Origin of the sequence: Xanthobacter nonsaccharivorans, from assembly GCF_043194755.2 — a bacterium.
Taxonomy (GTDB): domain Bacteria; phylum Pseudomonadota; class Alphaproteobacteria; order Rhizobiales; family Xanthobacteraceae; genus Xanthobacter; species Xanthobacter autotrophicus_G.
On sequence record NZ_CM195526.1, the window covers coordinates 1,819,017 to 1,830,270 of the forward strand.

At 67.4% G+C, this 11,254-nt stretch carries 10 protein-coding genes; 7 read left to right on the top strand and 3 right to left on the bottom strand.

Annotation, left to right across the window (positions count from 1 at the left end):
• Nucleotides 1-6: 6 nt before the first annotated feature.
• From V5F59_RS08345 to V5F59_RS08355, 3 genes are all read left to right on the top strand, one after another.
• Nucleotides 7-1,677 (top strand): ribonuclease J, encoded by a 1,671-nt coding sequence (locus V5F59_RS08345; RefSeq protein WP_393982026.1) that lies wholly within the window; start codon nucleotides 7-9, stop codon nucleotides 1,675-1,677.
• Nucleotides 1,678-1,791: 114 nt separating this feature from the next.
• Nucleotides 1,792-2,196, top strand: coding sequence for a methylmalonyl-CoA epimerase (mce, locus tag V5F59_RS08350; RefSeq protein ID WP_393982025.1), 405 nt, complete (start codon nucleotides 1,792-1,794; stop codon nucleotides 2,194-2,196).
• 130 nt (nucleotides 2,197-2,326) lie between these two features.
• Nucleotides 2,327-2,599: a DUF1467 family protein gene (locus V5F59_RS08355; RefSeq protein ID WP_393982024.1), complete on the top strand. Its 273-nt coding sequence runs from the start codon at nucleotides 2,327-2,329 to the stop codon at nucleotides 2,597-2,599.
• A 27-nt stretch (nucleotides 2,600-2,626) separates the two neighbouring features.
• Here V5F59_RS08355 and V5F59_RS08360 read toward each other — a convergent pair whose 3' ends face one another.
• A complete protein-coding gene (locus V5F59_RS08360) occupies nucleotides 2,627-6,322 on the bottom strand; it encodes a sensor domain-containing protein (protein WP_393982023.1) in 3,696 nt (1,231 codons plus the stop codon).
• A gap of 284 nt (nucleotides 6,323-6,606) precedes the next feature.
• Here V5F59_RS08360 and V5F59_RS08365 point away from each other — a divergent pair, with 284 nt between their 5' ends.
• From V5F59_RS08365 to V5F59_RS08375, 3 genes are all read left to right on the top strand, one after another.
• A complete protein-coding gene (locus V5F59_RS08365) occupies nucleotides 6,607-7,020 on the top strand; it encodes a HesB/IscA family protein (protein WP_393982022.1) in 414 nt (137 codons plus the stop codon).
• A 132-nt stretch (nucleotides 7,021-7,152) separates the two neighbouring features.
• A complete protein-coding gene (locus V5F59_RS08370) occupies nucleotides 7,153-7,578 on the top strand; it encodes a DoxX family protein (RefSeq protein ID WP_393982021.1) in 426 nt (141 codons plus the stop codon).
• A 618-nt stretch (nucleotides 7,579-8,196) separates the two neighbouring features.
• The gene (locus tag V5F59_RS08375) at nucleotides 8,197-8,325 is read left to right on the top strand and encodes a hypothetical protein (RefSeq protein WP_393982020.1); all 129 of its coding nucleotides are present in this window, start codon (nucleotides 8,197-8,199) and stop codon (nucleotides 8,323-8,325) included.
• A gap of 66 nt (nucleotides 8,326-8,391) precedes the next feature.
• On the opposite strand, the gene V5F59_RS08380 is transcribed toward V5F59_RS08375, so the two are convergent.
• On the bottom strand, nucleotides 8,392-8,754 hold the full coding sequence (locus V5F59_RS08380; RefSeq protein WP_393982019.1) for a hypothetical protein: 363 nt from the start codon (nucleotides 8,752-8,754) through the stop codon (nucleotides 8,392-8,394).
• A 501-nt stretch (nucleotides 8,755-9,255) separates the two neighbouring features.
• Between V5F59_RS08380 and V5F59_RS08385 the strand changes: the two genes are divergently transcribed.
• Nucleotides 9,256-9,630 carry a hypothetical protein gene (locus tag V5F59_RS08385; RefSeq protein ID WP_393982018.1) on the top strand — a complete coding sequence of 125 codons (375 nt, stop codon included), beginning with the start codon at nucleotides 9,256-9,258 and terminating at the stop codon, nucleotides 9,628-9,630.
• A gap of 61 nt (nucleotides 9,631-9,691) precedes the next feature.
• Here V5F59_RS08385 and V5F59_RS08390 read toward each other — a convergent pair whose 3' ends face one another.
• Nucleotides 9,692-11,194: an amino acid permease gene (locus tag V5F59_RS08390; protein WP_393982017.1), complete on the bottom strand. Its 1,503-nt coding sequence runs from the start codon at nucleotides 11,192-11,194 to the stop codon at nucleotides 9,692-9,694.
• Nucleotides 11,195-11,254 lie beyond the last annotated feature (60 nt).

Below are 11,254 nucleotides of genomic sequence, written 5' to 3' on the forward strand. Positions count from 1 at the left end.
CCCTTGATGGCAATAACCGAAGAACTGGTCTTCGCACCCCTCGGCGGGGTGGGTGAGATCGGCATGAACCTGGGCCTTTATGGCTTCGGGCCGAAGAAGGCCCGCACCTGGCTGGTGGTCGACCTCGGCATGAGTTTCGCTGGCGACGAGGCCCCCGGCGTCGACCTCGTGCTCCCCGACATCCGCTTCCTGGAGGCGGAGAAGAAGAATATCGCCGGGCTGGTGCTGACCCATGGCCATGAGGACCATGTGGGGGCGGTGCTCGACCTGTGGCCGCGCCTCAAGTGCCCGATCTACACGACCGGCTTCACCGCGGGCCTCCTGGAGGCCAAGCGGGCCGGCGAGCCGGGGGCCCCTTCGTCCTTGCCGGTGACGGTGGTGCGCTCGCGCCAGCCGCTGGAGATCGGTCCGTTCACGGTGGAATTCATCCCCGTGGCCCATTCCATCCCGGACAGCCACGCCATTGCCATCCGCACGGCGGCGGGGCTGGTGCTGCATACGGGAGACTGGAAGCTCGATCCCACTCCCCTCGTGGGAGAGCCGACGGACGTGGGACGCCTCAAGGCGCTTGGCGACGAGGGCGTGCGGGCCATCATCTGCGATTCCACCAACGCCATCCGCGACGGCATCTCTCCCTCCGAGGCTGATGTCTGCGCGTCCCTGAAGGAGATCGTCGGCAAGGCGCGGCAGCGCGTCGCCTTCACGACCTTTTCCTCGAACGTCGCGCGCATCCGCGGCATCGCCGAGGCGGCGCATGCCAACGGCCGCGAGGTGGTGGTGGTGGGCCGGGCGCTGGAGCGGGTCATCGGTGTTGCCCGCGAGCAGGGGCTGCTGGACGGCATCCCGGCCTTTCGCTCCGCCGAGGCTTATGGCTTCCTGCCGCGCGACAAGGTGGTGGCGATCCTTACCGGCAGCCAGGGCGAGCCTCGGGCCGCGCTCCGCCGGATCGCCGACGACGATCATCCCGAAATCGCCCTCTCGCCGGGCGATCTCGTGGTGTTTTCCTCGCGCACCATTCCCGGCAACGAGAAGGTGGTGAACCATATCATCAACGCCCTCATCAAGCGGGGCGTCGAGGTGCTCACCGACCGCACGGCGCTGGTTCATGTCTCCGGCCACCCCCGGCGCGGAGAGCTGGAGCAGATGTATCGGCTGGTGCGGCCGCAGGTGGCCGTGCCGGTGCATGGCGAGGCGCTGCATCTCCACGAGCATGCCAGGCTCGCCAGGGACCTCGGCGTTCCGGAAGTGGTCAATTGCTATGACGGCCACGTCATCCGCCTCGCGCCGGGCCCGGCCGAACGGGTGGACGATCTGCCGTTCGGGCGCCTCTACAAGGACGGCCGGCTGCTGCTGGCGGATGGCGGGCGTACCCTGCCGGAGCGGCGCAAGCTCTCCTATGTCGGTGTCGTCTCGGTGGCCATCGCGGTCGACCGGCAGGGCGGGCTCGCGGGCGATCCCTCGGTGGAAATCACCGGCATCCCGGAGCGGGGGGAGGGTGGGGTCGACATGCTCGACCACGTCCTCGACACGGTGGTCGCGACCCTCGACGGCCTGCCCAAGGCGCGCCGGAGGGATCCGGACGCTCTGGCGGAGACGGTGGAGCGGGCGGTCCGCTCCGCGGTCAATGCCATCTGGGGCAAGAAGCCGGTGTGCCACGTGCACGTCCTGGACGTGTGAGCCGACTGGAAGCGTGTCCTGTCCTAGGCTGAAGGTGTGAGGTGTGCCGCGGTTTCGGCCGGTTCCGCGCCGCGGCCGCTTGGGCTATGGATCAGGATCGAAATGGAGGGGATCATGATCGGACGGCTGAACCACGTGGCCATCGCGGTGCGCGACATTTCCGCAGCGGCCGCGCTCTATCGCGACACGCTGGGCGCGGATGTGTCCGCCGCCGTGCCGCAGCAGGAGCACGGGGTGACCACGGTGTTCGTCACCCTGCCCAACACCAAGATCGAGTTCCTGGAACCGCTCGGCGAGAATTCCCCCATCGCCAAGTTCCTGGAGCGCAACCCGGACGGCGGCATCCACCACATCTGCTATGAGGTGGACGACATCATCGTCGCCCGGGACCAGCTCAAGGCCAAGGGCGCGCGGGTCCTCGGCACCGGCGAGCCGAAGACCGGTGCCCACGGCAAGCCTGTGCTGTTCCTTCACCCGAAGGATTTCAACGGCACCCTTGTGGAGCTGGAGCAGGCCTGAGGTCCCGGCGGCTGCCGGGGACGCCGGCTCGCCACGGGTGCATGAGGGTATTCCTGCCCCGCGCGCAGGCGGCCGGTTCGCCTGCGCCAGTGTTGAAAAGAAGCAGTGAAAGCACGTGAGGAACGCCCCCGTGTCCATCGGTGCCATCGTCGCCATCTATTTCATCGTCTGGTGGACCAGCCTGTTCGCGGTCCTGCCCTGGGGCGTGCGCTCGCAGGCCGAGAGCGCGGACATCACGCCGGGGACGGATCCCGGCGCGCCGGTGCGCCCGCTGCTGCTGAAGAAGGTGCTGGCGACCACCGTGCTCGCGGCCGTGGTCACCGCCGCCGTGGTCTATCTGATGACCTCGGGCATCGTCTCGCTGGAAGACCTGCCCATGCCATTCGACACCAAGGCCGACTGAAGCGGGCTCCCGCCGCCAGCTGCATAGCTAGTGCAACACCGCTCCGCTGTGGGTGTCCATGCCCGTGGGCAGGAGCGAGCCCTGGAGGACGAGGCGCTCGAAGCGCTCGCTCGTGACCGGCCGGCTGAACAGGTGGCCCTGGCCGTAGTCGCACCCGCGATCACGTAGGAAATCGCACTGCTCCGGATGCTCGATGCCTTCGGCCACCACCTCGAGGCCCAGCGCGCGGGCGATGGAGATGATGGCGGTGGCGATCTCGCCATCGGCGGTGCGGGGCAGGTCGCGCACGAAGCTGCGGTCGATCTTCAGCTTGGTGATGGGGAACCGCTTGAGATAGGCGAGGGAGGAATAGCCCGTGCCGAAGTCGTCGAGGGCGATCCGCACGCCCCGTTCCCTCAGCTGGCGCAGCTTGCGCTCGGCCGCGGAGCGGACCTCGAACAGCACGTTCTCGGTGATCTCCACCTCGAGCCGTTCGGCTGGCAGGCCGGTGCGCCTCAGCACGTCCTCCACATGCTCGCAAAGCGAGTCCCGCTGGAACTGACGGGGCGAGAGATTGACGGCAATGAAATCAAGGCTCGCGCCCTTGGAGAGCCACTCGGCCATCTGCCCGCAGGCTTCCTCCAGCACCCAGGTGCCGAGCGGATCGATCAGGCCCGTTTCCTCCGCAAGCGGGATGAAGCGGTTGGGGGTGACAAGGCCATGCACCGGGCTGTGCCAGCGCACGAGCGCCTCGGCGCCGTGGATGCGGCCGGTCACGAGGTTCACCACCGGCTGGAAATTCAGCTGGAACTCGTTGCGTGCGAGGCCGCGGCGCAGGTCCGCCTCCATCTCCATGCGGACGCGCGCGCTGCGGGTGAGGGCCTGGGTGTAGAAGGCATAGCTGCCGCGGCCGTGGGACTTGGCCTCGGCAAGGGCGGAGTCGGCGTGCTGGAGCAGCCGCTGGGCGCTGTCCGCGTCGTCGGGATAGAGGCTGATGCCGGCGCTTGCCCCCAGATACACGTCCCGGCCGTTGGCGAGGACGAAAGGCGAGGCGAGCTCGTGGATGAGCCGCGTGGCGATGGCGGCCGCATCGTCCGGCCCGTCCAGCTCCTCGACGATGACCACGAACTCGTCCGCCCCGTAGCGTCCCACCGTGGCCCTGCCGTCCAGCGCCGCCTTCACGCGCGCGGCGGCCACCTGCAGCACCTGGTCGCCGATCAGGTGACCGAGGCTGTCGTTGACAGTCTTGAAGCGGTCGAGATCAAGGAAGATCACTGCGCAGGACGTGTCCGGCCGGCTCAGCGCGTGGTCGATGAGGGAGGCGAGCAGGGTGCGGTTCGGCAGGTCGGTGAGCGGATCGTAATGGGCGATGCGGTCCAGCTCGAACTCGGAATGCTTGATCTGCGTGATATCCTGGAATGCACCCACGTAGTTCTGCGGCACGCCTGCGGAATCGTAGACCGTGTTGATGGTGAGCTGCTGGAGGAAGACCTCGCCATTCCGGCGCCGGTTCCAGATCTCGCCCTGCCAGGAGCCGTTCGCAAGCAGGGCCCTCCACAGGTCCCGGTAGAACTCGCGGTCATGCCGGCCGGAATGCATGATCCGCATGTTCTTGCCGATCGCGTCCTCCGATGTGTAGCCGGTGATGCGGGTGAACGCGGGGTTGACCGCCGAGATCACGGCGTCGAGGTCGGTCACCACCAGCCCCTCGAACGAGCTTGCGAACACGGCGGCGGACAGGCGCAGCCGGCGCTCGGTCTGCTTGCGGTCGGTGATGTCGGCCACCATGCCGACGATGCGGGTCACGACCCCCCATTCGTCCCGCGCGGCGAGGCCGTGGGACTGGAAGTCGTGGTAGCTGCCGTCCGGCATGCGCAGGCGCACCTCGCAATCGAAGCTCTGCGCCCCTTGCCGCACGAGGCTCGACCAGGCCTTGGCCACCTTGCGCCGGTCCGCGCTGTGCAGCACCCGGTGCCAGATGCGCTTCAGATCGGTGGGATCCTGCGGGCTGATGCCGAGCATCTCCCGCGTGCGGGGCGAGAGATAGAGGCTGCCCGAGCGCACGTTCACGTCGAACACCCCTTGGTCGGAGCCCTTCACCGCCAGGTCGAAGCGCTCTTCGCTCTCGCGCAGGGCTGCCTCGGTGGCGTGGCGCGCGGAGACGTCCTGCGCCACCAGGAGCAGGTGGTCGCTCACGCCCTCCGGATCCCGCACGAGAGAAAAGGTGCAGGCCAGCCAGATGGGCGTTCCGTCCTTGCGCAGGTAGCGCTCCTCCGCCTGCACCAGGGGGACGGCTCCGGAGGCGAGGCCGCGTAGCGTGTTCTCGTCGGTCCCGGCCACGGACGGATCCCGCAGGCTGGCGAGGCTGCGGCCCATCAGCTCTTCGCCACTGCGCTGGAGCATCTCGCAGGCCGTGCGGTTGGCGCGGGAAATGGTCCCGTCGAGGGCGAGGTTCGCCATGCCCGCCGCAGCCTGCTCGAACGCTGCGCGGAAGCGGGCCTCGGCGGCGTTCACCGCGCGTGTCGCCTTGATCTCCCGGGCCGCTTCCCGCAGGCGGTTCTTCTGCCAGAGGCCCCGGCCAACCGCGAGGGCCAGAAGAAGGAGCATCAGCGCCAGCGCCGCCGACAAGAAGGCGGATGTGCGAGCCCCGCTGACGATCTCGTCCCTGTCGATCTTCACCACCAGCGCCGAGTTGCTGCCGGGAATGTCCGAGCGGACGGCCAGCACCTCGCGGCCGTCGTGGTCGTGGCCGAGCCCCGAGGCGCCCCCACGGTCCGTCGCGGCGGCGAAGAGGTAGGGGTCGGTGGGAGCGCCAAGCGACGGCTCGGCCTCCAGCTTTCCAAGCCCGCCGCCGATGACCACTCCGCCGCGGTCGTCGGGCCGCAGGATGAACGCCTCTGCCGTATGGGTGCTGCGGAAGATGGCGGCCAGCATGGGGTGCGCTTCCGGCCGCCGCGCCGAGTACAGGTACAGCACGCAGCAGGCTTCTCCCGCCGCATCCCGCAGCGGCATGTTCACGAGGAAGCCGGTGGTGCCGGCCTGTGGTCCCTCGCGCGGTGGAACCACAGTCGTCAGCTGACCATTGGCCGCGACCTGCCTGACGAGCGCGTCGAGATCCAGCCGTCGCGGGGAGCGCTCGGCACCGATCACGAAGCCGCCGGAGGTGGCGAAGAGGTCCGCTCCGTCGAAGCCGAACGTGCGCGCCGATTCGGCGAGCAGCACGCGCAGCCGGTCCTGCGCGGCATCGGAGCCGTCGGCGCGCCATTGTGCGAAGTCTCCCGTCAGGACACGACTCGACCCCATGGCCAGGGCCCCGGCCTCAAGCCGGATCCGGTCCTGCGCGAGGCTTCGTGCCTGCACCTCGGCCAGCGAGGACAGGAGCTGCCGGGTGTTGGCCACCAGTGCCTGCACGCTGGTCTGGTAGACGATGACGGTTACCACCAACAGCAGGGCGCCGAGGGCAAAGAGGGCACTCACCGCACGTATCGGTGTTTTCGCCGTGGGGCCGGCGGCAGCATCGGGACGTCGGCCGAACAGGCGCATGGCGAGGTAGACCACGGCCCCCACGGCTGTGGCACAGGCAAGGGCGAGGGCGGTTGCGCGCAGGGTCGGGGCCGCACCGAGGCCCAGCGATCCGGCCACCGGGGCCGCCGCCGCGGTGCTCACCATCGCCCCCGTAACAACCACGGCCCCGGCCACGTGGCGGGCGATCCGGTAAAGGGCGGCTCGGCGAGGGCGTTTCATGGCCGTGGTCTTGTGTCCCTTGCCGTTACCGAAATGCCGTGGTCGGCCTGCGCGACCAGGGGAGCGCCCAAGATTTGCGCATTGTTGAGGTTCCGACTGAAAAACAAAAGCGCGGATAAACCCTTAGCCCCCATTTCGGGTATCGGGCCGCAGGTCCTTGCCCGCATATCAGACTCATTCCAGGGTCGGAGGTAATGCTAGAGGCTTGTGAGAGAAAGTGTCATCCCCCATTTATGGTATCGACAGCCCGCCGTCCTTGAACCGGCAGGGTTGGGAGATGTGTCATGACCCTTTCCGATCCCCCTTCCAGCCGTGCCCCGCGCCGGAGCCTTCCCCCGGTCATCCGCATCACCGATGCCGCAGCCGAACGTCTGCGCGAGATTCTCGCCTCCGCCGAGGAGCCGGGGATGGCGGTGCGTGTGGGTGTGGAGAACGGCGGCTGCGCCGGCATGTCCTACAAATTGGACTACACGACGGATGTCGGCCCGCTCGATGCGGTGGTGGAGGACAAGGGCGTGAAGGTGGTAGTGGATTCCAAGGCCGTCCTGTTCCTCATCGGTACGGAGATGGACTTCAAGACCGACAAGGTCGCCTCCCAGTTCGTCTTCAACAATCCCAACCAGACGTCGGCCTGCGGGTGCGGCGAATCCGTTGCCATCACGCCGGTGACGGCGGAGACGCTCGACGCGCGCGGCTGAACCTGTTCGGCTGTACCGGTTCAGCCTGCGTTCATGTGCGAGAGGTGATGACGGCGCCGTTGCGGCGCTTTCCTGTGGTGGTCATGCGGGGCGGTGCCGCGACATCCTGCGACACAGCCCAAAGGTGACATCTTGACTCCATCTCCTCTCGCCGCGCTCCTGGCGAGCCCCGTGTTCACCGTATTCGCCCGGGTGGTCCTCACCTTTATTTTCTGGGGCGCCGCCATCGGCAAGATCGTCGATTATCCGGGGACGCTCGCCGAATTCGCCCATTTCGGCGTCGAGCCGGCCACGGCGCTGGCTCCCCTTGCGATCGCGGTGCTGCTCATCGGCTCGGTGCTGGTGATCCTCAATCGCGCGGCGTGGCTCGGCTTCGGCATGTTGGCGACCTTCACGGCCTTGACGATCCCCATCGCCCATCCGTTCTGGAGCGCGCAGGGCGAGCAGGCGGTGATGGAGTTCCACGTGTTCGTCGAGCACGTCAGCCTCATCGGCGGGCTCATGGTCGGCGCCATCCTGTGCTGGCGGCTGGAGCGGGAGCGCACCACCCGGGCATGAGGCGTGGGGCCGTCGGACCCGTGCCGGCGGCCGTCCTCGGAGGAGCCGATCGCGTGGAGCCCCCGACGCGACGCGGCCTTGCGCTGGAGGGCGGGATCCGGCCGACAGGTAAACGCCTGCCGGCAGGCCAGCAACTTTTGACGGGACGAGCGCGCCTGCCCGCCTTGGCGCTGCACCGGGCGGCGGATATAACCGGGTTGCGTCGCGGGCGTGGCGAAATCGGTAGACGCAACGGACTTGAACGTTTGAGTGCACCCAGGGAAACCTGGGCTGTAGAACTGCCCAAATTCGGGGAACCCTTCGCTGGCAATCCCGAGCCAAGCCCCGGCGGGGGAAGGTGTAGAGACTAGACGGGCAGCACCTAAGGCCTTCGCGCTAGGGTGAAGGGATAGTCCAGACCACAAACGCCTCCAGGCTGCCTTGTCAGCGCGGAGACGGCGGCGAAAGCCGTAGCTGGTAAGAAAATCCGTAGGGCTTCGGCCTGTGGGGGTTCGATTCCCCCCGCCCGCACCATTTCAGAAGTCGCATGGTTGCAACATATCAAGCGCGGCGCGAACCCGACTGGAATCATTCCCAGCCAGGCGTCATGGCCAAGCTCGGGGCCAAAGCCGAGGGTGCGTGCTGCACGCCGATACGGATATCGGCCCGATGAAAGCGGCCAAGAAATTAGGCGAAGCGCGCCGACGCGCCTTTGAAAGACGGGTCAGCGGCTCGCGCTTCCACTTCGACCTGACGATCAAATCGTAGCGGGGAGGACGGAGACTTGCCCCGTCCTTTCCGTCTCGCTGCGCCCTGTGCGGTCTTGATGCCCGTTCAGGCTGCGCGCGCGAAGGGCGGCTGTGGCTCCGCGGTGGGCTCGATCTGGGTGGCGTTCAGCACCCGGCTCTGCACCAGCTCGGCCACCTCAAGCATCTCGTTGCTCCAGGCGAGCGCGGATTGCTGCAGGAAGGCCGCTTCGCGCTGGACGGCGGCGGCCGGGTTCTGCTCCCGCGAGAGGTCGCCCAGCAGTTGCACCTGCTCCTGCATCTGGCGGCCGACGAACTGCTGCATGTGGGATGCGACCGCCATGGGGCAATCGAAGAAGCAGTTCTTCCAAATGGCGAACGGCCATGTCATGGGCGGAGTGCCCGTGCTGAAGGCGCGAGCGAGGCCTTGGAAGATGGCGGAATCGTTCATGATTTTCTCTCCCGTCGGTCGTTGGCCCCCAAAGCCCTCGAATGGGAACGGGCTCCTTAACCAGTGATCAGCATTTATGGTTTTGCCGGCTTCGGGCCTTGCGCGAAGTCAAATGCCTGGCAAACGTGACGCGCCAAAATCAATTTGCTTTCCCGTATGCGTCACGCAGGGCGGGTGGATATTCGCACGCATCCGGGGCCTCGCATAGCGCTGGGTCGCGACTGCCACGCTGGCCGGACGGCGGCTCCGGCGCTAAACGAGTGGAGCCATCGTCGGGAATCGCTTTGGAGCCGGATCCGCTGATCCATTGCCTCGCCCGGGGCAATTCAATGGTCAGCAATGAATCTGCCGCTGTTCAAAATGGTGGAGGGCGGTCACCCATCAGCTGAAAGCAGAAATTGCTTCCAGCAGATCGGAGCGGCCATTAGGTCAACAAATCGTGACTTTCCCGCTCCGGGAGAGCACACGACGTTCAGCCCGCAAGCTCGGGGAGAGAGACGCATGTCCCAGTTGCCGCACGGCTTTCACCAGATCCGCATGGAGCTCGCCCGCGAGAAAGGGCACCCGGAGGGCGCGCGCAATCACGGCTACAGCTTTGTGGCCCCGCTCAATGCGGACGGCCGCATCGATCCGGCCGCGTGGGCAAAGCATCGGGAGGCCTGCCGGGTGGTCAAGTTCCGCCCCGACGAGGCGGACGAGGTGGGCCATCTGGTGCGCCGCCCCGGTGGAAGCTGGGCTTTTCGCTATGACATTTCCGGCACGGACGACGACGAGGCCGGCTACCGCTTCGGCGACGAGCGCTTCCAGGTGGGCGAATACGTTTCCGTCCACGAGGAGGACGAACTGCACACCTTCCGCGTCACCTCGGTGATCTGAGCGGCGCGATCTCGATCAGAAGGCCTGCGGCCCGTCCCGGGAGGGACGGGCCGCAATGCGTTCAGTAGCTCTTGTATTCCGCCGTGCCCTTGGAGAGCGCAAACTCCTCCTCGGGCGACAGCACCAGCTTGTGGCGGCCGAACAGCGCGAAATAGGCAATGCCGGCGGCGAACCAGATGGCGACCCCGATCACACCGCTGCGGTAGATGGGATCGGAGAGCTGGAAGTAGATGGTGATGAAGGCGATCACGATCGTCAGCACCGCGCCGGGAATGCCGAACGGGCTCTTATAGGGCCGCTGGATATGCGGCATGTTCCTGCGCAGCAGGATGAAGGAGATCGCCTGCATGACGTAGGAGAGCATGGCGCCGAACACCGCCATGTTCAGCAGCGTGCCGCCGATGGCCGCCGCGCCCGCCTCCGCGCCGAGCGCGAACCAGATGGCCAGCATGATCGCGAGGCCCACCACCGCGCCGGCGATCATCGCCACGTGCGGCGTCTTGCGCCCGCCGTGGGTGACGGAAAGGCCGCGCGGGAAGTAGCCGGCGCGCGAGAGCGAGTAGATCTGCCGCCCCTGCGCATAGATGATGGTGTGGAAGGAGGCGATGAGGCCGATGACGGCCACCGCCGCGAGCAGCTTCGCCAGCCCGTCGCCATAGATGGCCTTGAAGCCGTCCAGCAGCGGCTCGAGCGAGGTGGACAGCCCGAAGGAGCCGTTGGCCACCGACGCATTCAGCCAGAGGATCATGAAGGCGGAGACGATGAGCGTCGCCATGCCGGCCATGATGCCCTTGGGCATGTCGGTCTTCGGGTCCACCGATTCCTCCGCTGCCAGCGGCAGCTGCTCGATGGCGAGGAAGAGCCACACGGCGAAGGGCAGGGCGGCGAGCGCGCCGCCGATGCCGAAGGGCAGGAAGGGGCCGCCGCCGTTGGGCAGCTCCACCGCCGCGCCATCCGGCCCGACGCCGATGTTGAGGGCCCAGCGCGAGAAATGCGCCACCGGCAGCGCGCTCACCCAGAACGCGACGAGGCAGGCGAGCGCCGCCAGCGTCACCACCAGCGTTACCTTGAAGGAGAGCTCCACGCCGGCGATGTTGAGGCCCACGAACAGGATGTAGCCGAAGATCCAGTAGACCGGCTGGAACTCCGTCGGCGTGCCGAAGATGGAGCCCATGTAGGAGCCGATGAAGGACACCACCACCGCCGGGGTGATGACGTATTCCACGTTCTCGCACAGGCCGGTGACGAAGCCGCCCCAGGGCCCCATGGTGGTGCGGGCGAAGGAATAGGCTGCGCCCGTGTGGGGCAGGGCCGGCGACATCTCGGCGATGGAGAAGGTCAGGCCGAGATACATGATGGCGATGATGACGGCGGCGATGAACATGCCGCCCCAGCCGCCGGAGGCAATGCCCAGGTTCCAGCCCGAGAAGTGTCCCGAGATGACGGCGCCGACGCCGAGCGCCCATAGCGACCACACCCGCGCGTGCCGCTTCAGGGCGCGCTGCTCGAAATAGGCGACGTCCACCGTGGTGTAGGTCACACCCGCCTTCTTGCTCTCCGCCATGGGATCCAGCCTCCTCGCGTTACGGGCATGACGCCCGTGGCCCCCTGACCTGAAGGCAAC